Below are 25,316 nucleotides of genomic sequence, written 5' to 3'. Positions count from 1 at the left end.
TTGATAAACACCCCTTCATTATTTTTTTAAAAGTAATCGTGCATGCTCTAACAACGTTGGACCATCATTTGGTAATTCACCATTGATCACCGATGTTTGGAGCTGTTTTAAAAGCTTCCCTAATGCTGGGCCAGGTTTAACGACCCCTGCTTTAATTAATTGACCGCCGTTAATTGCTAGTTCATGGACATCTTTAATTGGTAGTTCATCAAAGCGATAAAATAACTCAGTTGCATCCACTGGGGTTCCAAAGGCACGAACAACAACGACCACGTCCATTAACAATGTGCGTCCCGTATGAAATAAAGCCATCGCATCTAGTTGATTCCTTTGAATTGCATTTGTCGCCATGACAATTTTTTGGGTCGCTTCAATCACTTGGTTCGAAGCCTTCCACTTTTTTAAGATTGTACTAATCTGTGAGTGGTTTAATTTAAATGCCACCCCCAATAGTCCCCAAACTTGATTCTCGTTCGAAAGCTTAAAGGGCGGTAATTCGATTATTCGTTTGAAAGCTGGTAAGTATTCGTTAAATACAGGAACATAGTCGATCATTTTCGTATTAACCATGTCACTTAATCCTAGTTGTGGCTTGTAACCCATCATCATCTTGACGAATTCAGTATAAATACGCTCAATTGCAATTTTTGAAAGCAAGTAACTATGCTTTGTAATTGCCTGCATCGTCCCATGATCAATACTAAAGTCTAGCTTACTGGCAAAGCGGACTGCTCGCATCATTCTCAGGGCATCTTCGTTAAAACGCGTGTTAGCATCCCCAACTGCCCGAATCAAATGATTCTTCAAGTCAGTTAAACCGTTGAACAAATCAATCACCGTTCCATCTTCCTTCATTGCAAGTGCATTGATTGTAAAATCACGTCGCTTTAGATCTTCGGATAGCGAGCGGATGAAGGTAACTTTATCGGGTCTTCGATAATCTTGATAGCCAGATTCTGTCCGAAAGGTGGTTACTTCGTATCCATTTCCATGGTCCAATACCATCACAGTACCATGCTCAATGCCAGTATCAACAGTCCGTTTAAATAGGGCCTTGATTTCGGCTGGATAAGCACTGGAAGCAATATCAACATCGTGAATTGGTAACCCTAAAATGGTATCACGAACGCTCCCTCCAACAAAATAGGCTTCATATCCTGCAGCTTCGATCGTCTGTAAAATCGGTCTTGCTTTTTCAAATTCATGCGGTAAGTTTTGAATTTTCATTTTTACGCCCCATTCTAAATTACTACTATTAATGTTACCAAATTTCATCAGTTATTTGTTAGCAATTTGGTTGATTTTGGATTTAATTATGGTATTATTTATTTAAGATAAGTTAATGTAAAAATGTACAAGTGAGGAGACCCCTTCATGACCGTTAATAATTACCCCTACCAAAATAATTTTGAAACATACTTACATCAAATTCCACTAGCCCAGATTACGATCGATGAATACTCATCGACTTTAATCGACCTATTTGAATACCTGTCTAATTTTAACCATGGGTACCAAAAAGATCATCGGGTTAGTCAACTATTCGATCGTGATATTCAACAGTATATGAACATGTTATTGACTGAAAGAAATATTACTAACACGACCTACAATAAAGTTCTATCGCACTTAAATATCTATTTTAAGTACCTCTTTACGCAAGAACTCACCCAAAAATTACCGACACTGAACCTAAAGGGAAAGGAACGCAAGACGCCTGCATCAGTTTCAGTTAAGTGGCTAAAAGAACTGCCTAATATCATTGCAGATGACAGCATCCATATCTACACTCGTTTAGTATTATTACTGATCAGTAAGGGTTATAACTTAAAAGAGTTCCTGCAACCTAATTTTTACCGTGAATTTGAACAAATCAAATGGCAACCTAACGAACAACAGTTCATTGATAAATTTAATAATTTTATTCAACCAATCCAATTGCGCCAATCCAGTCCTGATATTTTTTTAAAACAGCGTTTTGCTGGGGACCCCCACATTACACTTCAGGGAATTCATAAGTATTTAAAACCAGATGAACAAAAAATTGGGATGCAATTAAAGCCATCCCAATTGTTCCAAAGTTATGTTGTTGATTATATTTTAAAGCATCCCCGATTATCAGATCCCGACTTGTCAGAAAAGCTACGACTAGACATGGTCTCGATCCTATACTATCGCAAGTTGATTCATAATTTAGACTAATGATATTCATTCAATATTTGATCCATTTCATCATCAGTGGGTTCTAATTCTAAATATTTTTTCAAGAGCGGCAACATCGTATCGTTTTTACCAATTGAACGATAGAATAATGCTGCTTCCTTTAAAAAGTCAGGGTTATCAGAAAACGATTTAGCGGCCAGTTCATAAAAATTAGTTGCTTGAGCAAGCTCGTCTATTTCAGAATACGAAGTTGCCAAATTCCATGCTAATTGAGGATCAATAGCATGGGTTTCTAAATACTGTTTTAAAAACGAAATATTGGCTTCATATTCTTCTTCTTGAACTAATAGGTTTGATAATTTGATCGTGAGATTCAAATCATCCGGGGCAATCTCATGACCACGACGATAATAATGCTCAGCTTGCTCGATTTCACCTAATTTCAGGGCTAAATCACCCGTCTTAGTCCACAGTGATTCATTATACTCATCGACTCCTAAACCTTCTTGAAAGACCTTTAAAGCATCTTTTTCTTTATGCATTTTTTCCAATGCTTCTCCTAAGTATGGATAAAGCGTCTGATAATCATGGTCACTATCACGAAGGTCCTCAAAAATCGCTACTGCTTGGCGGTAATCTTTTAGCTGTAAATAGGTAAAGGCGGTTTCAAATTTAACATCTGAGGTCATATTAATTAACTTGATCTGTTTTAAATAGCCAATTGCATGCCCAAACCTACCCGCATTGGCATATGCCAATCCAATTCGTTCCACTAAGTTCACAGAAGATAGTTCAGTAATCCCCTTTTTAATTAAATGCAAATAAAGGGGGATTGCCTTATCGAACTCGCGAGTTGAAAAGTATAGTTCGGCTAATGCAAAATTAATTATGTCCTCATCAGGAGCGATTTGTTTAGCCATCAATAATTTTTGCTTACTGACCTCAAATAAGCCTTGGGTCTGATATAAATCTGCTGCGATCATTAGTGATTGCACATAGCTATCCGAATTGGGATTAATTTCACTTAAGTATGAAAGAGCTAGGTCATTTTGATCTTCGCTAATTGCAATTTCTGCTAAGTTAGCGCGTAATTCATCAGCATCTGGGTATTTGTTTAGCAGTTGATGATAAATTTGCTTAGCTTGACTCAAAAAACCGAGTGAGTATAATTCCTCTGCTAATGAGAATAACAGGTCATCATCGTCTTTTTTTAAAGCTAACTGGAATTGTTCATCAAACTCATCTAACTTGCCAGCTTCTAAAAAATCCAATGCCTTTTGTGAGTAGCTATTCATGTTGCTTCCTCCTAAAATGATTCAATAAAAAAAGCCAGTCCGACATTCGTCGCACTGGCTTTTTTAAAAAATACAATTATTTAACTGCATCCTTTAAAGCCTTACCTGGTTTGAAAGCTGGAACCTTGCTTGCAGGAATTTGAATTTCTGCACCAGTTTGTGGGTTACGACCCTTACGAGCTGCACGTTCACGAACTTCAAAGTTACCAAAACCGATCAATTGAACTTTTTCACCATCTGATAGGTGGCTTTCAATTGAGTTGAATACTGCATCTACAGCTGCAGTAGCATCCTTTTTAGTTAAACCAGTCTTTTCTGCGACATCGCTAACTAATTCTGCCTTGTTTGCCATTGAGATTCACCTCCTAAATAATTAGGAACTTTTTGATCAGTACCATGATACTGAACTTAATCATTATACCATGAAAACGACCCAAAGTTCTAGGCACACCAAGGGGCACCTTTACTTTATCCAAAATATCACAAACCAATCTTAAGTGCAATCATTTTATACATATAAATACTGGCTTTGCGCCCATTATTCAGTTTTACTTTCGATGGCGACTCAAAATCTTGATCGGAGTCCCCGTAAAATCAAAATGAGCCCGAATTTGGTTCTCTAAATATCTTTGGTATGAAAAATGCATCAACTCTGGATCATTGACAAAAACAACAATGGTCGGTGGTGCAACTGCTACTTGAGTAGCATAATAAATCCGTAACCGCCGCGATTTGACCGTCGGTGTTGGAGTCATTGCAATTGCATCAGAAATAACCTGGTTCAAAGCAGAAGAACTAATTCGCTGTTTATGATTAGTATTAACCTTTTCAATCAAAGCAGGGATTTGGTTCAATCGCTGATGGGTCAATGCTGACACAAAAATAATGGGTGCGTAGCTAAGGTATCGAAATTCAGTTCTGAATGCAATTTCAAAATCGTGTTGACTATGGGTGTTCTTCTTGATCGTATCCCACTTATTAACAACTACTATGATTGCTCGACCAGCATCATGGGCATATCCAGCAATCCGTTTGTCTTGCTCCCGAATCCCCTCTTCTGCATTGATCACCATTAAAACAACATCGCTATCATCAATTGCTTTCATTGCCCGCATTACACTATAGCGTTCAGTATTTTCATACACCTTACCACGCTTACGCAATCCAGCTGTATCAACCATCGTAAATAGCTGATCTTGATATTCAAAAGTGGTGTTGATCGCATCACGAGTAGTCCCTGCAACGTCTGAAACAATCACCCGATTTTCTCCTAAAATAGAGTTGACTAGCGATGATTTCCCAACGTTAGGCCGACCAATCAAACTAAAGCGAATTGAATCGATATCCTCCGTATCGCTTTCTGATGGGAAGTGTTTAGCCACTTCATCTAATAAATCACCTAAGCCAATTCCATGGGCGCCAGAAATAGCGTATGGTTCACCAAACCCTAGTGAATAAAAATCATAGATATTCATCCGTAGTTCTTGATTATCGACCTTGTTGACTGCTAATACGACTGGTTTTTTAGAACGGTATAAAATTTTTGCAACCCGTTCATCAGCACTAGTGACCCCTTCTTTACCATTGACCATAAATATAATTACGTCAGCTTCGTCGATCGCCACTTCAGCTTGTGCGGTAATTTGCTTTAGGAATGGTTCATCACCAATGTCGATTCCACCGGTATCAATAATATTAAAGTATTGATTTAACCATTCTGCATGGGCATAAATTCGATCCCTAGTAACACCAGGGGTATCTTCAACGATTGAGATCCGATCCCCAGCAATTCGATTAAAAATGGTTGATTTCCCGACGTTCGGCCGACCCACAATTGCTACTGTTGGTTGTTGTGCCATATTTTAAGCCTCCTTTGAGCTAATCATTATAAACAAAAAATTATCCTTCAAATAAATTGAAGGATAATTTTAATAATATTGTCATGAAATATTATCTGGTACTAATTATTTATCGTCTTCATCTTTGTTTAAAGCCTTACCAACGATATCACCTAAAGTGAAACCACTTTCTTCTTCTGGTGCATCCTTGATAGAATTATCATTAACTGGCTTTCTGCTTGGACGACGCTTGTTACCTTCACCTTCAGCATGTTCAGGTTCTGGTTCAAGAGCACGCATTGACAATGCAAGACGGTGGTTTTCTGGTTGAACGTCTAAGACCTTAACTTCAACCTTTTGGCCAACCTTCAAAACATCACCTGGAGTAGCAACGTGCTTGTGTGAAATTTGTGAAATGTGAACTAACCCTTCAACACCTGGGAATACTTCAACAAATGCACCGAATTCAACTAAGCGCTTAACAGTTCCTTCAAGTACACTGCCCTTTGGAGCCTTGCTTTCGATATCATCCCATGGTTGTGGTTGAGTTTGCTTGATTGAAAGTGCAATTCTGTTCCGATCTTCATCAACAGAAAGAACCTTCACCTTAACTTCTTCACCGACTTTAAGAACATCGCTTGGCTTTGCAACCCGTTCGTATGAAATTTCAGAAACGTGAACAAGTCCATCAATGCCACCTAAGTCAACAAAGGCACCAAAATCAGTTAAACGAGCAACTTTACCTTCAACAACTTCACCGACGGTAAGCTTATCCATAACTTTTTCACGGGCTTCTTTTCTTTCCGCTTCAACAATTTCACGGTGAGAAAGAATTAAACGGTTTTCAGCTGGAATAACTTCAACTACTTTACATTCGAATTCTTGACCCTTAAATTGGTTCAATTTTTCAACAAAGTGATCAGTAATCATTGAAGCAGGAATAAAGCCACGAACGCCATCAGCGTCAACAACTAAACCACCACGGACAACTCGGCTAACGGTAACGTTAACAGTTTCGCCCTTGTCAGCTTTTTCCTTGATTTCATCCCAAACCTTGAGACTTTCCAATTTCTTGATTGATAATAAGTAACTTCCGCCTTCCTTATCATCACCAATTTTAGAAATTACAACTACCTTAACCTTGTCTCCAACTTTAAATTCATCTTTAACATTTTCGATTGGTTTTGCAGAAAGTTCGCGACGTGGGATAACCCCTTCAACACCAGAGTTCTCGATTCCGACAAAAACTTGACCGCTTTCGTCAATATCTAAAACTTCACCATTAACAACGTCTCCAACTTTTACTTCTTGTACGCTATTCAAAGCGTTTAATAAATCCTTATTTGTATTTTCGTTAGTTTCACTCATAAAAATACTTCCTCCTTGCGACAACAACTAACTGTAGTTTAACCTAATTTATAAATAATTGCTAGTAATTAGTTATTATTCAACATATTTTTCATTAATTTACTAATTTCAGCTACCACATCTTGAATCGACATGCTAGTGGTATTAATTTCAATTGCATCGGCAGCCTTTACTAAGGGCGATACTTTCCGATGTGAATCCTTATAGTCACGGGTCTCAATTTCAGCCTCTAGCTCTTTTAAAGGGGTGTGAATTCCCTTTTCAGCATTGTCCTTAAACCTTCGTTCAGCACGTTCGGCCACACTCGCAACTAAAAATATTTTTAAATCTGCGTCCGGTAATACCGTGGTTCCGATATCACGGCCATCCATCACAACCCCACCGTTACTAGCGATATTACGTTGCTGATCGACTAAGTTTTTACGAACGCCAGGTAAAGCAGCTACTGTGGAAACAGAATTAGTAACCTTTTCAGAACGAATTTCATTGGTCACATCTTGATGGTCTAAAAAAACAATTTGCTGCGGATGCCCTGGTTTAAAATCAATTGTTGTATCGTTTAAAACCGCTACGATCTTAGGTTCATCATCTAATGCAATCCCCTCTTGAATGACCTTCAATGTAATCGATCGATACATCGCCCCGGTATCGCAGTAAACATATCCAAATTGTTTAGCAATCAACTTAGCAACGGTGCTTTTACCAGCAGAAGCTGGTCCATCAATTGCAACTTGTAACTTTTTTATACTCAAAGTAAATCAATTCCCCAATCAATATTATTTAACCCGTAGCTTTTGGCCAGGATGAATTTGCGAAGCACTACTCAATCCGTTCAGCTCCAAAAGTTGCTGTTCAGAAATTCCAGCATTAGTAGCAACCCGATATAACCCTTGACCTGCTTGAACAGTCACATAATCACCACTAGCGCTACTATTTGATGAACTACTACTATCCGTTTTGCTACTTTGTTTGGATTTAGACTCAGAAGATTGTTTTGCCTTTTCAATGCTACTAGATTTAGCACTTTCAGAACTTGCTTTTTCAGTCCTTGTACTAGCTTTTTTAGAGCTATTTTCCTTTGTAGCGCTTTTTTCCTTGCTAGTACTTACTGATTGAACCTTAGTGCTTGCAATACTGGAACTGCTACTGTCAGTTCCACCTGTACTCTTCATGACCCCAAAAAGCAATGCAAATGCCATAATTAAAACAATTGCACTAATTAAAATAATTGAGATTAAACTATTACTTTTGTTTTGCTTGCGCAATTTCGTTCTTGATAGGTTTCCTTCATCATCCGTTGCATCATCGAACGTTTGGTTCCAGGGTTCCTTATCATTTTGGTTTTTATCCTTCATAGCGACCTCCTCTAAAATAATCATTTATTATTGTAACATTTACTTATTGATTTTAATCATCATTTTTAAATAATTTTTCGATAATCAATCGCCAATCCAAATCATTAGCTTTCTCCCCGTTTGATGAAGTTCTTTTAAGCCCTAATTCAGCAATCGGATTTTGTGGTGCTAAGTAGTCACAACATTTTCGACTGTGAGGGGGCGCGATCTGATTAAAATAATTTAGTAAAAATTGACGTCGACAACCATCGAAAGTAACATAACGCATCAATGCATTCAAATTATTTTTTTGTTGTTTATACCTAGCGCTAAAGATGTTATTCACCAAATCCCGTGAATACCCATGCTGCCAATAAAAACTAAGTATTCGCACCTGTTCATCATTTGGTGCCAGATTGATAATGCGTTGCGGATCGTTAAAAAATGAATTGATCGTTTGTTGGTTCGGAATATTATTATCTATAAAACTTGCTGGAAGTGACTCATCCCCATTTTGATACAATAAGATTGCAATGCTTTGTTTGTTATCACGACCAGCTCGCCCAATTTCTTGCATATAGGACTCCAAATCGACGGGTAAGTGATAATGAATCACAAACCGAACGTTATTTTTGTCAACTCCCATCCCAAACGCACTAGTCGCACAGATTACATCTAATTGATCATTCATAAACTGATGCTGAATTTTAAATCGCTCTTCGTCTAACAGCCCAGAATGATAAGCAGCCACCCTTAAATTACACTCATGATTTAACGTTAATGCAACTTGATTAGCTAACTTGCGGCTTAAGAAATAGATTATCCCAGGTGGTTGAATTTGATTAACCATTGATACTAAAGCCGTAATTTTATCATCCGCATTTAAAACCCTCCGAACTGATAGGTAAATATTAGGACGGTCGATCGATTCAATAACCCGATGGACCGAATCCATCAACCCTAATTTATTTATAATATCAGCTTGAATTTCCTTAGAAGCAGTTGCAGTGAGCATTAACGTAAGGGGATGCCCCCAGCCATTTAAAATCGTCTTTAAGTTCAAATATTCAGGACGAAAATCAGGTCCCCACTGTGATAAACAATGGGCTTCATCGATCACAACCAATCCAGGATGAATGTTTTTCATAAAGCGCATTACTTCTGATTGCGAGATTGTTTCTGGTGAAACATAGATATATTGATATTGATTTAAATGATTCAATACGAACTGTTTTTGTTGCCAATCAAGCGTGGAATTTAGTGCCACTACTTTTTTGATGCCTAAATATTTTAGACGATCAGCTTGATCTTGCATCAATGATAATAACGGAGAAATAATTATGATCGGCTGGGGATTCAATAATCCAAACATTTGATAGATCAGTGTCTTACCCGCCCCCGTTGGTAAAACGGCTAATGTGTTTTGATGGTCGAGCAATGCCATTAAGACTTCCGATTGCCCCGGTCTAAAATCATCAAAACCGAAGTGATCCTTTAGGATTTGTTTCAACTGCGTTTTATCCATTCAAATGCCCCCTTAATATTTGATATAGTCGAAAATAAAAATAATCAAGGGTCGGATCCTGTTTTTTTATATCATTAAACTGCCATTGATCTATGTTGCCATGATAAGTAGCTTCTAATCTTTGCCATGTCAATTCATTAAAAAGTTTTTTGAACAGCTCACTTGTCTGCGGTTCCAAAATTGCGACTTCCAATAAGTGCTCCTTAACTGTCGAAGCCTTAATGTGTCTTATTTGAGCAATTTGATCAAAACTATTTCCTGATAGCAACATTTGGTAAGTACTTTTAGCACTATTACTTACTAAGGAACGCTTATCCTCACCTAATAAAAGATACGGAGCTTGGTAGCGGTCACTATTTTTAATCAAAAATTCAATTAGTTCGTTAAATAATTGAAGTTCATTAATCCAAACGACCCCTGGATTTAAATTCAGCTCATTTGCTTGTTGAAAAATGGTCATCCCAATTATGGAATGACCATTTAAAATTTTAGTAAATTGCCATGCACGCTGATCTGATAGTTGTGATAAAAAATTAATAAGCGCCTTTGAAAAATTTTTCACTAAATCACGATCTTTGAAATAGTTAAACCAACGTTTGATAAACTGATCATCATAGTGCCCAATCAACATTGGATAATACTGATTATTATGATAGCTATATTCTGAAACAACTTGGGTCGCTAACAAAAAACGTCGCCGAAATCGATTTAAATCAAACCGCAAATTCATTTTTAAGCCCGCTTGGGAATTATAATTTGCAAAATGATTATGTACCCAGGCTACCCCAGCTTCCGTTAATAAGTAATGCTTATCATCAGGTTGCTTGACTAGCCCAGCATTAATTAATTTTTGTAATTCACTAAGTGTGTATTGTGAATCAACCTTTGGCAGACATCCCATAAAATCATTAATTCCATAACGCATCCCCCAAAACAAAATCGAAACCGTTCTCCTTTGAATCAAAGTATTTTCAATCACTTTAATTCGCCGCGGCTGATCAGCAGATAGGAAAAACATTATTAAATCACGATTCATAAAGAACATCCCTTCATTTTATTATTGTTTATGTGAATCGATCCACTTAGCAAGCCGATCTTTTACTAACATGAATAATCCACCAATCACGATCCCCTTGATCAAATTAAATGGAATCACTTGAACTAAAATGTACTTAGCCATGTCAGGAATCTTAAAACCAACTAGACTAGCGTAAAGTGGGGTAATTACCAACCAATTCAATACCGATAATACTACCACTAGACTAATCGTTTCAATTCCAACCGTTGCCAGTTTGTCAACTAAGCGATCACGGTTCTTAAATAACTTTTGGGCCCCTACGATCGATAATAAAATAACGATCGAAGCGGTCAGTGACGCAATGATCCCAATCAAACTGGCAATCGATGCCCCACCAGTTATCCAATACAAGAGCGACTTAATTACCGCAATAATGATGCCCCCAGCTGGTCCAAATAACATCGTCCCGATCAAAATCGGAATATCACCAAAATCAAGCTTGAAGAATGCAAACATTGGAATGGTCGGAAAAATCATCAAAATATACGACAACGCCGCCAATAATGACATCTGCACTAACTGAACAACACTAAAACGCTTACTACTTGTTTCCATAAAAAAAAGCCCCTTTAATAGGCCATCTTCACAGGATTTAAAATCCAAAAAGAACCGTTTCAAAACGGCACTTAAAAAGCAATCTTCTTTATACCAGACTATACTGTCGGCTTTGGAATTTAACCAAATCAACTATCAAAAGATAGGTAGCGGGCTATACCGCCGGTTGGGAATCACACCCTGCCCTGAAGATAAACCAAAATTTTATTTACGAGACTATTTTACATAATTTAAAACCCAAAAGTCAAATATATTATTTTTCGGTCATTTCAAAAAGTCGATCCACTTCGACCTTCTTAAGGGCTCGATATTCACCTGGCTTTAAGTTGCCAAGGGTCAAAAAGCCGTATTGAACCCGACTCAACTTCTTGACTGGATTCCCAATTGCTGCAAACATTTTTTTAACTTCGTGGTTGCGTCCCTCATGAATCGTCAATTGAATGACCGCATTCTTAACCTGGTATCCATTTACTGCTTCTAAGACCTTAGTCTTAGCTGGAGCAGTCTTTTTACCATCAATCATGACCCCTAAACGAAGCTTCTTTAACCCTTCATTAGTGGGCATCCCAGTTACCTTTGCAACATAAACTTTATTAATTTCATATTTGGGGTGGGTCAAACGATTATCTAAATCACCATCATTGGTCATCAACAATAACCCAGCAGTATCATAATCGAGCCGTCCAACTGGATAGATTCGTTCACTAACTTCAGGGAAATAATCCATAACCGTTTTGCGATTTTTTTCATCACTAACCGTTGAAACAACTTGGCGTGGCTTATATAGCAAATAATAAACTGGTTGTTCACGACTAATTGGAACTTCATCTACTTGAACTTCATCACTATTTTTAACCTTAGTTCCTAATTCAGTTACAACCTTACCATTTACTTTGACCCGACCAGCTTTAATGATTTCTTCAGATTTACGTCTTGAAGCAATCCCTGCCTTAGCCATTACTTTTTGCAATCGTTCTGCCATTTTTAATCTCCTTTTAAATCAGTATCCAAATCCATCGGGGGGAGTTTATCTAGACTGTCCAACCCAAATAAATTTAAAAATAAACCAGTAGTTCTATATAGTGGCGGTCCTCCAGGAACATCTTTTTTGCCAGCCACCTCAACTAATCCCTGTTTTAATAATTTTTGGATAATTGCTGAACTGTTAACCCCTCTAATATCATCAACTTCAACCCTAGTGATCGGTTGATTATAGGCAATAATCGTTAATCCCTCTAAGCTAGCTTGGGTCAGCCCCGTTCGGTCACTATCACCATAAAATCGTTTTAAATCATCATTGAGAGCCGCTTTAGTCGTAATTTGGTATTTTTGATCAAAATGAATTACTTGTAACCCACAATCAGAGTCACTTTGATACTTAAAGGTCAATTTTTCGATCAACTGCTGAACTTCCGTGCGATCGATCGACAGGTACTTACTAAGTTGAGCTACTGAAATTCCTGTATCACCCGTTACATAAATCAAAGCCTCCACGCGTGCTAATTTACTGCTCATTCACATCACCTCACCGTTTGGAAATTTTAGATTGATGGTTCAATTGAAAGACCTTCACCTGGTGTTGTTTAATCAGTTCCAAAATTGCTAAAAACGTTGTAATTAAAGCCTTTAAATTCGACTGGTGTTTAAAAACCCAGTCTAAATCCAAAGCCTCGTGATTATTTAGACTATCGTTAACCCATTGAATTTGTTCTTCAACTGAGTATTGCCATTCACTAACTTCAACGATTGCATCTTCAGCATCAAAGTGATTACTGATGACCCTTTGAAATGCATTTTTCAAAATTTGCAGATCAAGTGGATCATGCGTTTCAATTAACCCATTAACGTAATTAGGGACGACCTCTGCGCGAGAATGCAGCTTGGCACGATCATTGTAGCGATGCTTTAAGTCACCAGCACGTTGCTTATAAGCTTGATAGACGATCAATTGATTGACCAAATCATCCCTGGGATCATCTTCTGCTTGTAAATCACTATTTATCGGCAGTAACATTTTAGACTTAATCGCCATCAAATTTGAAGCCATTACAAAATACTCACTAACTAAATCAATATTAAATCCCTTCATTTGATTTAAATATTCAACGTATTGGGCCGTAATAGATTCAATTTGAATATCGTAAATACTCATCTTAGATTGCTTAATAAGGTGCAATAATAGTTCTAATGGCCCATCAAACTCATTCACATGGATCGCAAATTGCTCTTGATCATTGTTCATCTCTAGCCTGCTCCCAAGCTTCACAAATTTTTGCAGTATCCAATGATCCAACGATTTTTTTATCTAAATAAATTTTTTCAAGTTCATTTAACATCTTAAAGCAATTATCCATTGTAAATAACTCTGGAACCAATACAATTCTTCTCACTAACACATTTTGTTTTTTATCTTCGACTCCTAAAAGGCCCGACCAATTATCATTTTGGTCCTTCCATAAATAAAAATTACGATCATCTGAATCATCATACCATTCGATTTCTTCAGAAATCCGTTCCATTTTATTCATATTTGGAGCGAGTGATAGTAGATCATAAACAATTTTTTGATAATCATCTTTGTACTTCAATAACATTTTAAATAAATCCTCTTTATTAAATTACTTTCTGGGGTGATATTTTTCATAAACTTCACTAAGGTGACTATGAGAAATATGGGTATAGAACTGCGTCGTTGAAATATCTGAATGCCCCAGCAACTCTTGGATGATTCGTAAATCAGCCCCGTTTTCTAAAATATGAGTCGCAAAAGAATGGCGAAGGGTATGCGGGGTCACATTCTTTTTAATATCTGTTTGGGCAACGTATTGTTTAATCTTTTGCCAGATGCTTTGCCGACTGAGCCCGCCACCGCGTGCGTTCAAAAACAAGTAATTCGAAGCTTGCTTGCCCAATAGTTGGGGCCGACTAGTCTGTAAATATCGTTGAATCCACTCGATCGCAACGGTTCCAATCGGAATAATGCGTTCTTTATCTCCCTTCCCCAGGGTTTGAATCAATTGCATATCCAAATGAAGATCCGCTAACTTTAGCCCCACCAATTCACTGACCCGCAAACCAGTAGCATACATTACTTCTAAGATCGTCCGATCACGAATTCCATATTTATTCGTGGTATCAGGCTGTTGTAACAATTGATTGATTTCCATCTCGGTTAAAACATCGGGAAGGTGATAATCAGGCTTAGGCATATCTATTTTTAACATTGGATTAACATCGACGTAGTGAAACTGCATTAAAAATTGATAAAACTCACGCATTGCGGAAATAAAGCGGGTCACAGAACTTTTAGCTTTCCCCAATTTTTGTAAATGAGCAATGTATTCCAAAATCACATTTTGGTCTACAGAACGCCAATCCAAAATATTATGTTGCCTTAAAAAAGCAACCAATTCTACAATATCTTGTTTATAACTATTAATAGTGTTGTTCGCCAACCCACGTTCAACTAACATGTATCTTACATACTCACTCACTAGCTGATCCATTAGATCACTCCACGTCTTTATTGATACCTAATTCTGTTAACTTCAAGTATTGTTCATCTTCAGTTACTAGCCGTTGCTTTAATAGCGACCCAATCGCACGTTTGAACTGTCCCTTACTAATGCCAAAAAATTGCTTGATTGCTTTAGGATCACTCTTATCAGTATAAGGCAACTGCCCATCCTCATTACGCTTTAAAACCGCAAAGATCATTGCAGCGTCACCACTGATGGCTTCATAAGCACGCGGCTTCAATGATAAGTTCAAAGAGCCATCAGGATGAACACCAATTACGCGTCCTGATACGTGTTGGCCCAATCTGGGTTCGACTTCTCGTTCATTCGGATGAACAAAACCAAGATGATAGTCATCAGTAATTACTTTAGTCCCAGCTAGCTTATCACGATAAACCGTTGCCTTTACGTTTTTATTCATCATCTTATTACTTGCTGGCTTAGCGATTGCGTTAAATATCTCTTCATCAGCTAATTGCCCCCAAATTCGACCCTTTTTATCCACTTTTAAGGCAATCATCAAATGATCACCAACGCTGGGCCAGATAGAACGAATCGTCGGTAAATCGTCTAACGAAACGGCAACATCCTTATTGGATAATCCAATATTAACGAAAATCCCTAAGTCATGCTTAAAACCGACCACTTCTCCAAACGCATAATGATCAATTTGCGTCTTCGGGACCGTTCTGGTAATTTGCATTTTATGGGATTCATTTTCATAGGTAAACCCCTTAAAATTACTCCCCAGTTTAAGTGGTTTGTTAATTTCTTGTTTATCTAATTGAAAAGTGGCTCCTTCAATTTGAACAAAATAAAATTTGTCGTTTTCATCAGTTACTTTCCCAGAAGCAACCCTTCCAATAATTTGATTCATAGCGAACCTCACTTCTTTTTTACGTTATCTAACAGATTATACACTCTTTAAATAATCATTTCACTCTAATTTAATTATAGCTTTTTGCACCCTAAATGGTCAAAAGAAACAAAAAAAGTCCGCTCCATTCGGAACGGACTTTTTAAATTCAGATTAATTAATTATTAAATTGAGCTTGAAGCACCATGGTAAACGATACCACGACGAGCATCAACAGTAATTAATTCACCATCGGAAATCTTTTCAGTAGCATTTCCAGCACCAACGATAACAGGAATTCCCATTGAGATTCCTACAACCGCAGCGTGTGAAGTTAATCCACCGTTTTCAACGATGATTGCACTAGCCTTGTTAATAGCTGGCATGTAATCTTTGTTAGTGTTCTTAGCAACTAAGACACCACCATCAGTAGCCTTGCTATTTGCTTCATCAGCATTGTTAGCAACAAAAGCCTTACCGATAACAGTCTTGTCACCAACACCTTGACCTTGGGTTAACTTAGATCCGATTAATTGAACCTTCATTAAGTTAGTAGTACCACGATCACCAACTGGAACTCCAGCAGTGATTAAGATCAAGTCGCCTTCCTTAGCTAAACCAGTTTCAACAGCCTTGTTAGCTGCTAAGTCGAACATTGCATCAGTACTTGATGGTTGTTCAACTACGATTGGGTGAACACCCCAGTTAACAGTTAAACCACGACGAGTACGGTCATCGAAAGTTAATGCAAGAATGTTAGCATCTGGGTGGTACTTGGAAATCATGCGAGCAGTGTAACCAGTAGAAGTAGTGGCAACAACAGTCTTGATACCAAGATCCTTAACCATTTGAGCAACGGTGTGACCTAAGGCTTCAGTAACGTCACCGTTCTTAAAGTCTGGGCGCTTACGACCGTATAGGTTAAATACGTTTTCAGCCTTAACGTTGATCTTGCTCATTGCTTGAACAGACTTAACTGGGTAGTCACCATTAGCACTTTCACCTGAAAGCATAGTAGCATCAGTACCATCCCAAACAGCGTTAGCAACATCAGAAACTTCAGCCCGTGATGGACGTGGGTTTTCTTGCATGGAGTCTAACATTTGAGTAGCAGTGATCACTGGCTTACCCATTTCGTTACATCTGTCAATTAAGTGCTTTTGAACCAAAGGAACGTTTTCAAATGGAATTTCAACGGCCATGTCACCACGAGCAATCATTAAACCATCTGAAACCTTCATGATATCTTCAAAGTTGTCGATACCTTCTTGTGATTCAATCTTAGGGAAGATTTGAACATCTTCCATGTTTTCTTCTTCGAGTAACTTACGGATGTCAAGAACATCTTCAGGCTTACGAACAAATGAAGCAGCAATGAAGTTAATTCCGTGTTGACAACCAAAACGAATGTCACTAGTATCCTTGTCAGTAATACCAGGTAAGTTGATTGATACACCAGGTGCATCAACGGTCTTACGTGAACCTAACACAGCATTGTTTTGTGCAGTAACAACTAATTCTTTATTAGCTGCATCCTTTTCATCAACAACAGCATCTAAGATACCATCATCAAATAAAACGTGTCCACCTTCGTGAACATCATCAAATAAACCAGGGTAAGTAACAGCGATCTTATCCTTAGTCCCTTCAATAGAAGCATCCATTGAGATTCTAAATTGATCACCTGTATGGAAGTCAAGCTTGCCACCTTGTTGAACAGTGGTACGGATTTCAGCACCCTTAGTATCAAGCATGATTCCCATTGTCTTTCCAGTTTGCTTTTCAGCTTCGTGCACGATGTTCATCCGACCTAAATGTTCTTCGTGGTCACCATGTGAAAAGTTAAAACGGAAAACGTTAGCTCCGGCCTTCATCAACTTAATAATAGTATCAAGATCAGTACTAGCTGGACCTAATGTACTTACGATTTTAGTCTTCTTCATAAGTTAAACTCTCTCCTTTGATTTTGCGCAAATTAACTAACTAATCAAAAACTAGTGAACTAATTTCCACATATTGGATTACACAAGTATTGTATCACTTTTAATGATTTATGTCTGCTTTTAACTTTGTTTTTTATTGGCTTTACATTATTTTTAACGTTTTTGGTAGACTACGTTTTGGTTTCCCAATAAATTTCGAAGATGCGACTGAATTACACCGTCATCACTAAGTGAAAACTGTGGATTTAATAACTGCCGTTTATTTTGTTCTGCCCAATATAGCACCACTCGATATGGACCAGGATTTGATTTAATCAGTTGATTCAACTGATTCAAAGTGTTCATTTGATTATTCTCAGAATTAATTCTTAAAAAACAAATTCCAGCTGGTTTATTATTATTAGGTCGATGGTTTAAGTCGCTTTGCACATTTGCAGCTGATTGAATTTGATTTGCGATCAACTGTAGTTGCTCACCATTGCGCAAGTCAACTCGTCCATTAATCAATAGGACCCGTTGTGCCACGAGATGTGCTTTAACCTGCCTATAGACCTTAGGGAACACCACGATATCCACTTCACCAATTGGATCACTACCGTTAACAAAGGCCATTGGATCGCCTTTTTTCGTCCGAATCGTCCTCACTTGGTTAACGAACACCAATATATTGACCGATTGATTAATATATTGGGGCAGGTCATTTACATGCTTGGTTTGGAATTGATTACTAACCGCTGCGAACTGTTCAGTTGGAAAACTTGATAAATAGACACCCAAATATTTTTGTTCATTCTCCAAGAGCTCTCCCATTGAAAACTCATCGCGATGTTTCATGATCGGTGCAAGCGTGTCCAACAGGTTAGTACTACCTCCACTTAGTTTTAAGTACTGAATAAATTCATTTAAAGAAGCAATTAATTCAGAACGATTCAAGTTAAAACAGTCTAATGCCCCTGCATAAATCAGCGGTTCAATTAGAGCTGGTTTCAAAAACTTGCTGTCTAAACGGGATAAGAAATTATGAAGGTTCGTAAAGATGCCACCCTGTTCGCGATTTGAAACAATATTAGTAATTAAATCACTACGTACGGTTCTCACCGCTGCCAACCCAAAAACAATCTTGCCATCTTGTAAACTGAACTCCCGATTACTAAGGTTGATATTTGGTGCTAGGATTTCAATTTGATGACTTTTGGCCTCAAGTAAAAACGTCCTGGTCTTTGCTTTGTTTCCCATTTCAGCATTAAAAATCGTCGTAAAAAACTGTAATGGATAATGCACCTTAAGGTAAGCTAACTGAAACGCCATCTTACTATAGGCGACCGCATGCGATTTATTAAAACCATAACTAGCGAAACGATCAATATAGTCGAACGTAATGTTTGCAACTTCTGGTGTAAAACCCCGTTGCTTAGCACCAGATATAAATTTGACCCGCATCGAATCCATTACGGACTGTTTCTTTTTACTCATCGCACGCCTTAAAACATCTGATTGACCAAGGGTAAAGCCCCCCATCACGGAAGCGACCTGCATTACTTGCTCTTGATAAACAATAATTCCATACGTCGGCCCTAAAATCGGCGCCAATGCACGATCAGGGTAAGCAACTGTTTTTTTGCCATTTTTACGTGCCACAAATTCATTAATATTTTGCATTGGTCCAGGCCGATATAATGCATTGACGACGGCAACTAGGTTAAAATCAGTTGGTTTAACCTGCCTCAAAACATTTTTAATCCCACTGGATTCAAATTGAAAAATACCATTTGTATCACCGTTTTGAAACAGTTGCAGTGTTTTAGCATCGTTAATATTAATTTGATGAATATCAAAATTAGGATCTGTCGTTCGATGGATCAAGTCGATGATCGATGCCAAAAACGATAAATTCCGCAATCCAAGAAAATCAATTTTCAATAACCCGACTTCTTCAGCATAGTTCTTTGAATATTGAGTCATTAAAATATTATTTTTTCCGTTCTGCAGGGGCGTAGTGTTCACCAAAGGTTGATTACTTAAGATGACCCCAGCCGCATGGGTTGAAAAATGACGAGGCAATCCCTCTAATTTTAAAGCTGTTTCATAAATCAAGCGGTTCAAAGAACTCGTATTCACAATATTTCTTAATCCTTGTGATTTCTCATAGGCACTTCGTAAGCTAATATGAACTTCACTTGGAATTGCCTTACTCCATTGGCTCGCATGGTCGTTGCTAACACCAAAAGTCCGATTGATGTCTTTTAAAACTTGCTTCGCACCAAAAGTATCGAACGTAATGATCTGAGCGACTCGATCGTTACCATACTTATCATGAACATAGTTAAGGATCTCATCTCGACGGTCATCCGGAATGTCCAAATCGATATCAGGCATTTGGGCCCGTTCTTCATTTAAAAACCGTTCAAATAATAAATCATACTGAATTGGATCTACATCGGTAATTGAAAGTACATAAGATACCAACGAACCCGCTGCAGATCCTCGACCTGGTCCAGTAGTAATGCCAACTGAATGGGCATAATTAATTACATCCCAAACGATCAAAAAATAATCAGCAAACCCCATTCTAATAATGACTGATAACTCATGGTCTAGTCTTTGTTGATAGTCTTTAAAGCGCTCTTTATCAATATGCCCTGCATCAAATCGACTCTTGAGCCCTGATTGACAAAGAAGTTCAAGATATTGTTTAGATGATTGCCCCTCTGGGGTCGGAAAGGTTGGTAATTGGGTGGGCTTTTTTTCAATTTTAACTTCACAGTGATCAGCAATTAATTGGGTCTGCTCCATTTCAGATTCTAAGCCCCTTAGATGATACTCCCGTTCAACCATTTCAAGTGGTTTTAACCAATTTTTACCGGTTTGATTCTGCTTGGCAGGTGAAAAGTTAACGCTGTTGCTATCCCCAATCGCACCGAGTACTTGTTTTGCAAAGTAATCCTCAGAGTCAATATATTCAACTGGGTCGATTCCAACTAAATTAAGGTGATATTGAGCACCAACGGATCTAATTTGGCTAACTATTTCTGATGGTAAAGTGGAGGTGATTGCTAATTTTAAATTGTTCAAATCAACGTATTGACACCAGATATTAATTTCATTTGCCACCGCATCATTATTCCCCAGTAAATTAATTAACTCACCATTATTGGGTAAAATAACAAACAAATCTTTCAAAAAAGCCCCAATTTGATTAACTGAAATCAAGTTATTGGTCTTTGCCGTTTGAATCAACGTTGATATCCGCATTAGGTTTTGATAACCGTTTTGATTTTGAGCTAACAGCGTCACCGGAAATGAATTTAGCGGTTGCACAATTCCCGCAAGCGAAACGTTCATTCCGATGATCGCCTTCATCTCGGCATTGCGACATGCATTATAAAATTCAACCGCCCCATACATCACATTATTATCGGTAAGTGCTAACGTTCGATAACCCCGTTGTTTAGCAACGTTAACCAAACGATCAATTGAAATCGTACTTTTTAATAAACTATAGCTACTGACTACTTGAAGTGGTACAAATCCCATGGCAAACATCCTTTCTCTTCAATTATCTTAATTGGGAACGGGCAAGTTTTCAACAAATAGCATTGGTTTTAAATTGTTTTTTTCTTAAATTGTGATAGAATGCTAGTTAATGCGAGGTGGATAATATGCGTTCTTTAATTGCAAATCTTACTGTTATTTTCTGGGCATTCATTTTTGGGGATGTCCTAGGATACATTAATTCAGCATTATCAGGCGTTACTGTTAACTACGTTGGTGTTGGAATCGTTGCTGCCGTAGTAGCTATAATTGCCGTTAATGGAATTAATTTACTATCAGATAAAAAAATTTAATAAAATAAAAGCTGCTGACTAAATGGTCAGCAGCTTTTATTTTATTCTGCAGTTGACTTAAAACTAAGTTGGTTATCAGCTAAGTCAATTTGCACCTTGCTATTCGGCTTAATTTGGTTTCCAATAATTTGTTTAGCAAGGGGAGTTTCAACATTATTTGTAATAAATCTTTGTAATGGGCGTGCACCATACTGTGGTTCATAGCCTTGCTTTGCAATCCATCGCTTTGCATTTTGGGTAATCGATAGTTGAATCGATTGTTCAGCTAATCGTTTAGATAATCCGTTAACGATTTTCACAACAATTTGTTCGACATCGTTTAAAGAAAGTGGCGTAAACATGATTTCAGCATCAATACGATTCAAGAATTCAGGTCTAAACCGACTCTTCAATAGTGATTGAACTTGTTGTTTAGCATCAGCATTAATATGACCATCCTTATCAGTTCCACTTAATAAAATATCGGATCCAAGATTAGAAGTCATGATCAAGATGGTGTTTTTAAAGTCAACGGTCCGCCCTTGACTATCAGTTAACCGACCATCATCTAAGACCTGTAATAAGATATTAAATACATCTGGATGAGCTTTTTCAATCTCATCAAACAATACGATCGTATATGGATTTCTCCTAACCGCTTCGGTTAGTTGGCCTCCTTCTTCATACCCTACATATCCAGGAGCAGCACCGACCAGTCTAGAAACTGATTCCTTTTCCATGTATTCAGACATATCAATTCTGACCATATGGTCTTCGGAATCAAAGAGGTCTTCAGCAAGCGCCTTAGCTAATTCAGTTTTACCGACCCCAGTTGGTCCTAAAAATAGAAATGAACCCAATGGCTTGCTTGGGTCTTGTAACCCCGCTCTTGAACGAATGACCGCATCTGCGACCGCGTTTACAGCTGCATCTTGGCCAATCACCCGCTTGTGTAAATTATCAGCTAAGTGTAACAGCTTTTCACGTTCACCCTGCACCAATTTATTAACTGGAATGCCAGTTTGGCGACTAACGACATCCGCAATTTCATTACTAGTAACTGACTCTTCGACCAACCAGTCCTTAGAATGATCTTCGGATTCCATTTGATTAAGTTCCGATTCCAATTGCGGGATTTTACCATTCTTTAATTCGGCACTTTTACTATAATCATAATTGCTTTCAGCTTGTTTTAACTCATTTCGAGCTTGATCTAATTGCCGTTTCTTTTCACCCAGCTTATTAATCGAGTCTTTTTCACGTTGCCAACGTGCGTTCAATCCATTCACTCGTTCACGAGTATTTTCAAGCTGGGGCTTTAATTCAGCAAGTCGCTTTTTAGAGGCCTCATCAGTTTCATTTTTAAGGGCAGCTAATTCGACTTCTTCTCGCATTAACTGACGATTAGATTGATCTAATTCAGTTGGGCTCGAATTCATTTCGACCTCAATTTTTGATGAAGCTTCATCAACTAGATCGATCGCCTTATCAGGTAAAAAGCGATCCGTAATGTAGCGATCTGAGAGTTTAGCAGCAGCAACTAGTGCATTATCATGGATGCGAACACCATGGTGAATTTCAAGACGTTCCTTAATTCCACGAAGAATGGTGATGGTATCATCCACGCTAGGCTCTTTAACTAATACGCGTTGAAAACGCCGTTCAAGCGCCTTATCCTTCTCCATGTATTGACGGTATTCATCTAGGGTGGTAGCACCAATTAAATGTAATTCACCACGTGCGAGCATTGGCTTTAAGATGTTTCCAGCATCCATACTTCCCTCGGACTTTCCAGCCCCCACGATGTTATGAATTTCATCAATGAACATGATGATTTGACCTTCTGATTTTTTGACCTCTTTTAAGACTGCTTTGAGCCGTTCTTCAAATTGTCCCCTATATTTAGCCCCAGCAATTAAAGAACTCATATCAAGCTCAAAAACCGTCTTATTTTTAAGGTTTTCGGGAACATCGTTCACTGCGATTCGTTTAGCTAATCCTTCTACGATTGCTGTTTTACCTACCCCAGGATCTCCAATTAGGATCGGATTGTTCTTAGTCATTCTGGAAAGGATTCTGATAACATCTAGAATTTCTCCATCCCGACCAATAACAGGACCTAATTTACCAGCTCTCGCTTCGGCAACTAAATCTACTCCGTATTTCTTTAACGCTTGAAAATTATCTTCTTGATCCTTAGACGTCACTTTTTCGCCTCCCCGAATTTTTTCAACTTCATTTCTAACCTTTTGTTCGGTAATGGAATGTTGCTTTAAATAATCAGATAGCTTTTCTCCATTTAGCTGCATCAAAGCAATCGTTAAAGTATCAATTGCAACGTATTCATCACCTAGTTCAGTTTTAACTTGGTCGGCTTTTTGCAATAAATCATATAACTCACTACTTAGTCCTTGACCATATTTAACGTCACCCTCAACGGTCGCAATTTGATCAATTTCTGAATCGATTTCTTGTTCCAGTTGCTTAACATCCAACCCTAAATCGGCATAAATTTGCCGTCCTAATTCACCAGGTTGAATTAAAAATTTAAATAATTGGGGAATCCCAATCTGTTGTTGTTTTCTAGTAATTGTAATTTTTTGTGCTTGTGCCAAAGCTTGTGAAACTGCTTCAGTTAAATTATCTGGATTCAAAATATCACTCATTTCCATACTAAAATAATTATGAACTCATCTAGAGTTCATAATTATCATATCAGAATTAATTTTAAATTTGAAATAATTTGACCAATTTTGACCAATTATTGTTTAGCAACTAATGATGCAATTTCCAAGATCACATCGACAGCGCGTTCCATTGTTTGCTCAGAAATATACTCAAATCTACCATGCATATTTTCGCCACCCGCAAAAAGGTTCGGCGTCGGCAATCCCATAAAAGAAATCTTAGAACCATCAGTCCCCCCACGGACAGGAAAGATCAATGGTTTAATATCTTGATTTTCCATTGCTTTTTTAGCAATATCAACTGCTGTCATGTCGTTCTTTAAAACATCAGCCATATTATAATATTGATCCTTAACAACCGCTTTTACTCGTGGCGTGTCAAATCGTTCATTAATATTAGCAGCAATCTGTTCAAATAAATGCTTGCGTTGTTCAAAACGATCATGATCATGATCACGAATAATGTAATCTAACCTTGCAGAATCAGGCGTCCCACTCATTTTAAGAAGGAAGAAAAATCCTTCACGACCATCAGTTAATTCTGGTCGATCATGTTTTGGGAGGGCATCTTGAAACTCGATTCCTAATAATAATGCATTCACCATTACCCCCTTAGCTTCACCTGGGTGTACATCGGTTCCAGAAATTGATACGGAACCAGTCGCAGCATTAAATGTTTCATATTGCAAGTCGCCTAATTGACCACCATCAACTGTATACGCAATTTCAGCTCCAAAGTCATCAACATCAAAGTGATCAGCTCCAGTCCCAATTTCTTCATCTGGACCAAATGCCACCTCGATCTCACCGTGTTTAATTTCTGGATGGGCAATCAAGTATTCCATGGCAGTCATAATTTCACTAACCCCTGATTTATCATCTGCCCCTAACAATGTATTACCATCAGTAGTAATTAGTGTTTGGCCTGCATACTTTTTTAAACTGGAAAAAACAGCTGGGTCTAAAGTGTATTTTCCTTCTGGATCAAGCTTGATTACTGAATGGCCATCATAGTTCGCTACAATTTGAGGCTTAACATTTTCCGAATTAAAATCAGCAGTATCAACATGTGAGATAAAGCCGACCTTAGTCGTTGGGTAATCAAGATTGGATGGCAATGTTGCAAAAACATAGCTACTTTTTGAATTCGTTCTGACGTTGCTCAACCCAATTGTGACTAATTCTTGCTTGATTTGGTTCAAAAAGTCGACTTGCCGTTGGGTTGAAGGTGAAGTAGTCGAATTTTCATCGGAACGAGTGTTAATCTGAACGTATCTTAAAAAACGAGGGATTAATGAATGGTACTGATTTTCTGTCATTATATTCTCCTTA

Annotated in this window: 22 protein-coding genes and 1 riboswitch; of the genes, 2 read left to right on the top strand and 20 right to left on the bottom strand. The window is 37.9% G+C overall.

Annotation, left to right across the window (positions count from 1 at the left end):
- Positions 1-18: 18 nt before the first annotated feature.
- Positions 19-1,227, bottom strand: a complete 1,209-nt coding sequence (locus tag ACSVI6_RS04260) for a CCA tRNA nucleotidyltransferase (protein WP_491720512.1) — start codon at positions 1,225-1,227, stop codon at positions 19-21.
- A gap of 147 nt (positions 1,228-1,374) precedes the next feature.
- On the opposite strand from ACSVI6_RS04260, the gene ACSVI6_RS04255 reads away from it, so the two are divergent.
- Positions 1,375-2,202 carry a phage integrase N-terminal SAM-like domain-containing protein gene (locus ACSVI6_RS04255; protein ID WP_491716236.1) on the top strand — a complete coding sequence of 276 codons (828 nt, stop codon included), beginning with the start codon at positions 1,375-1,377 and terminating at the stop codon, positions 2,200-2,202.
- Here ACSVI6_RS04255 and ACSVI6_RS04250 read toward each other — a convergent pair.
- The 17 genes from ACSVI6_RS04250 to dnaE all read right to left on the bottom strand — a co-directional run bounded on the left by ACSVI6_RS04250 (position 2,199) and on the right by dnaE (position 21,007).
- A complete protein-coding gene (locus ACSVI6_RS04250) occupies positions 2,199-3,458 on the bottom strand; it encodes a tetratricopeptide repeat protein (protein WP_491720511.1) in 1,260 nt (419 codons plus the stop codon). The genes ACSVI6_RS04255 and ACSVI6_RS04250 overlap by 4 nt on opposite strands.
- Positions 3,459-3,534: 76 nt before the next feature.
- Positions 3,535-3,810, bottom strand: a complete 276-nt coding sequence (locus tag ACSVI6_RS04245) for an HU family DNA-binding protein (protein ID WP_491716234.1) — start codon at positions 3,808-3,810, stop codon at positions 3,535-3,537.
- Between the two features lie 196 nt (positions 3,811-4,006).
- Positions 4,007-5,317, bottom strand: a complete 1,311-nt coding sequence (gene der, locus ACSVI6_RS04240) for a ribosome biogenesis GTPase Der (protein WP_491716233.1) — start codon at positions 5,315-5,317, stop codon at positions 4,007-4,009.
- Positions 5,318-5,422: 105 nt separating this feature from the next.
- Positions 5,423-6,664 carry a 30S ribosomal protein S1 gene (gene rpsA / locus ACSVI6_RS04235; protein ID WP_491716232.1) on the bottom strand — a complete coding sequence of 414 codons (1,242 nt, stop codon included), beginning with the start codon at positions 6,662-6,664 and terminating at the stop codon, positions 5,423-5,425.
- Positions 6,665-6,732: 68 nt separating this feature from the next.
- Entirely contained in the window at positions 6,733-7,416 is a 684-nt protein-coding gene (gene cmk, locus ACSVI6_RS04230; RefSeq protein WP_491719488.1) for a (d)CMP kinase, read from the bottom strand.
- A 24-nt stretch (positions 7,417-7,440) separates the two neighbouring features.
- Positions 7,441-8,019, bottom strand: coding sequence for a LysM peptidoglycan-binding domain-containing protein (locus ACSVI6_RS04225; protein WP_491716230.1), 579 nt, complete (start codon positions 8,017-8,019; stop codon positions 7,441-7,443).
- Between the two features lie 52 nt (positions 8,020-8,071).
- Positions 8,072-9,523, bottom strand: a complete 1,452-nt coding sequence (locus ACSVI6_RS04220) for a RecQ family ATP-dependent DNA helicase (protein ID WP_491720510.1) — start codon at positions 9,521-9,523, stop codon at positions 8,072-8,074.
- Positions 9,516-10,559 (bottom strand): helix-turn-helix domain-containing protein, encoded by a 1,044-nt coding sequence (locus tag ACSVI6_RS04215; RefSeq protein ID WP_491720509.1) that lies wholly within the window; start codon positions 10,557-10,559, stop codon positions 9,516-9,518. Before ACSVI6_RS04215 ends, ACSVI6_RS04220 begins: the two co-directional genes overlap by 8 nt.
- 21 nt (positions 10,560-10,580) lie before the next feature.
- Positions 10,581-11,156, bottom strand: coding sequence for an ECF transporter S component (locus tag ACSVI6_RS04210; protein ID WP_491720508.1), 576 nt, complete (start codon positions 11,154-11,156; stop codon positions 10,581-10,583).
- 77 nt (positions 11,157-11,233) lie between these two features.
- Positions 11,234-11,353, bottom strand: a riboswitch (FMN riboswitch).
- Between the two features lie 56 nt (positions 11,354-11,409).
- Positions 11,410-12,138 carry a pseudouridine synthase gene (locus ACSVI6_RS04205; protein WP_491716226.1) on the bottom strand — a complete coding sequence of 243 codons (729 nt, stop codon included), beginning with the start codon at positions 12,136-12,138 and terminating at the stop codon, positions 11,410-11,412.
- A 2-nt stretch (positions 12,139-12,140) separates the two neighbouring features.
- On the bottom strand, positions 12,141-12,671 hold the full coding sequence (gene scpB / locus ACSVI6_RS04200; protein WP_491720507.1) for an SMC-Scp complex subunit ScpB: 531 nt from the start codon (positions 12,669-12,671) through the stop codon (positions 12,141-12,143).
- 10 nt (positions 12,672-12,681) lie between these two features.
- Positions 12,682-13,398, bottom strand: coding sequence for a segregation and condensation protein A (locus ACSVI6_RS04195; protein WP_491720506.1), 717 nt, complete (start codon positions 13,396-13,398; stop codon positions 12,682-12,684).
- Entirely contained in the window at positions 13,388-13,750 is a 363-nt protein-coding gene (locus ACSVI6_RS04190; protein WP_491716223.1) for a hypothetical protein, read from the bottom strand. Before ACSVI6_RS04190 ends, ACSVI6_RS04195 begins: the two co-directional genes overlap by 11 nt.
- Before the next feature lie 24 nt (positions 13,751-13,774).
- Positions 13,775-14,662 (bottom strand): site-specific tyrosine recombinase XerD, encoded by an 888-nt coding sequence (xerD, locus tag ACSVI6_RS04185; protein ID WP_491716222.1) that lies wholly within the window; start codon positions 14,660-14,662, stop codon positions 13,775-13,777.
- 4 nt (positions 14,663-14,666) lie between these two features.
- Entirely contained in the window at positions 14,667-15,551 is an 885-nt protein-coding gene (locus tag ACSVI6_RS04180) for a CvfB family protein (protein ID WP_491716221.1), read from the bottom strand.
- A 164-nt stretch (positions 15,552-15,715) separates the two neighbouring features.
- Positions 15,716-17,473, bottom strand: a complete 1,758-nt coding sequence (gene pyk, locus ACSVI6_RS04175) for a pyruvate kinase (RefSeq protein ID WP_491716220.1) — start codon at positions 17,471-17,473, stop codon at positions 15,716-15,718.
- A 153-nt stretch (positions 17,474-17,626) separates the two neighbouring features.
- On the bottom strand, positions 17,627-21,007 hold the full coding sequence (dnaE, locus tag ACSVI6_RS04170) for a DNA polymerase III subunit alpha (RefSeq protein ID WP_491716219.1): 3,381 nt from the start codon (positions 21,005-21,007) through the stop codon (positions 17,627-17,629).
- A gap of 125 nt (positions 21,008-21,132) precedes the next feature.
- Between dnaE and ACSVI6_RS04165 the strand changes: the two genes are divergently transcribed.
- Positions 21,133-21,318, top strand: coding sequence for a DUF2929 family protein (locus tag ACSVI6_RS04165; protein WP_491716218.1), 186 nt, complete (start codon positions 21,133-21,135; stop codon positions 21,316-21,318).
- 41 nt (positions 21,319-21,359) lie between these two features.
- Here ACSVI6_RS04165 and clpB read toward each other — a convergent pair whose 3' ends face one another.
- Positions 21,360-23,951: an ATP-dependent chaperone ClpB gene (gene clpB, locus ACSVI6_RS04160; RefSeq protein WP_491717292.1), complete on the bottom strand. Its 2,592-nt coding sequence runs from the start codon at positions 23,949-23,951 to the stop codon at positions 21,360-21,362.
- 107 nt (positions 23,952-24,058) lie between these two features.
- Positions 24,059-25,303, bottom strand: coding sequence for a peptidase T (gene pepT, locus ACSVI6_RS04155; protein ID WP_491716217.1), 1,245 nt, complete (start codon positions 25,301-25,303; stop codon positions 24,059-24,061).
- Positions 25,304-25,316: the final 13 nt, after the last annotated feature.

Source organism: Nicoliella sp. ESL1106 (assembly GCF_058509965.1).
This window is presented reverse-complemented; position numbering and strand designations above follow the sequence as displayed.

What these genes read in the sequence shown, in the direction of transcription:
- ACSVI6_RS04220 (WP_491720510.1), bottom strand. Translation starts at nt 9,523, where the DNA reads ATGGATAAAACGCAGTTGAAACAAATCCTAAAGGATCACTTCGGTTTT.
- dnaE (WP_491716219.1), bottom strand. Translation starts at nt 21,007, where the DNA reads ATGGGATTTGTACCACTTCAAGTAGTCAGTAGCTATAGTTTATTAAAA.
- ACSVI6_RS04195 (WP_491720506.1), bottom strand. Translation starts at nt 13,398, where the DNA reads ATGAACAATGATCAAGAGCAATTTGCGATCCATGTGAATGAGTTTGAT.
- ACSVI6_RS04165 (WP_491716218.1), top strand. Translation starts at nt 21,133, where the DNA reads ATGCGTTCTTTAATTGCAAATCTTACTGTTATTTTCTGGGCATTCATT.
- rpsA (WP_491716232.1), bottom strand. Translation starts at nt 6,664, where the DNA reads ATGAGTGAAACTAACGAAAATACAAATAAGGATTTATTAAACGCTTTG.
- ACSVI6_RS04245 (WP_491716234.1), bottom strand. Translation starts at nt 3,810, where the DNA reads ATGGCAAACAAGGCAGAATTAGTTAGCGATGTCGCAGAAAAGACTGGT.
- ACSVI6_RS04210 (WP_491720508.1), bottom strand. Translation starts at nt 11,156, where the DNA reads ATGGAAACAAGTAGTAAGCGTTTTAGTGTTGTTCAGTTAGTGCAGATG.
- ACSVI6_RS04190 (WP_491716223.1), bottom strand. Translation starts at nt 13,750, where the DNA reads ATGTTATTGAAGTACAAAGATGATTATCAAAAAATTGTTTATGATCTA.
- ACSVI6_RS04225 (WP_491716230.1), bottom strand. Translation starts at nt 8,019, where the DNA reads ATGAAGGATAAAAACCAAAATGATAAGGAACCCTGGAACCAAACGTTC.
- pyk (WP_491716220.1), bottom strand. Translation starts at nt 17,473, where the DNA reads ATGAAGAAGACTAAAATCGTAAGTACATTAGGTCCAGCTAGTACTGAT.
- der (WP_491716233.1), bottom strand. Translation starts at nt 5,317, where the DNA reads ATGGCACAACAACCAACAGTAGCAATTGTGGGTCGGCCGAACGTCGGG.
- xerD (WP_491716222.1), bottom strand. Translation starts at nt 14,662, where the DNA reads ATGGATCAGCTAGTGAGTGAGTATGTAAGATACATGTTAGTTGAACGT.
- pepT (WP_491716217.1), bottom strand. Translation starts at nt 25,303, where the DNA reads ATGACAGAAAATCAGTACCATTCATTAATCCCTCGTTTTTTAAGATAC.
- ACSVI6_RS04215 (WP_491720509.1), bottom strand. Translation starts at nt 10,559, where the DNA reads ATGAATCGTGATTTAATAATGTTTTTCCTATCTGCTGATCAGCCGCGG.
- ACSVI6_RS04180 (WP_491716221.1), bottom strand. Translation starts at nt 15,551, where the DNA reads ATGAATCAAATTATTGGAAGGGTTGCTTCTGGGAAAGTAACTGATGAA.
- ACSVI6_RS04250 (WP_491720511.1), bottom strand. Translation starts at nt 3,458, where the DNA reads ATGAATAGCTACTCACAAAAGGCATTGGATTTTTTAGAAGCTGGCAAG.
- ACSVI6_RS04255 (WP_491716236.1), top strand. Translation starts at nt 1,375, where the DNA reads ATGACCGTTAATAATTACCCCTACCAAAATAATTTTGAAACATACTTA.
- ACSVI6_RS04205 (WP_491716226.1), bottom strand. Translation starts at nt 12,138, where the DNA reads ATGGCAGAACGATTGCAAAAAGTAATGGCTAAGGCAGGGATTGCTTCA.
- scpB (WP_491720507.1), bottom strand. Translation starts at nt 12,671, where the DNA reads ATGAGCAGTAAATTAGCACGCGTGGAGGCTTTGATTTATGTAACGGGT.
- ACSVI6_RS04260 (WP_491720512.1), bottom strand. Translation starts at nt 1,227, where the DNA reads ATGAAAATTCAAAACTTACCGCATGAATTTGAAAAAGCAAGACCGATT.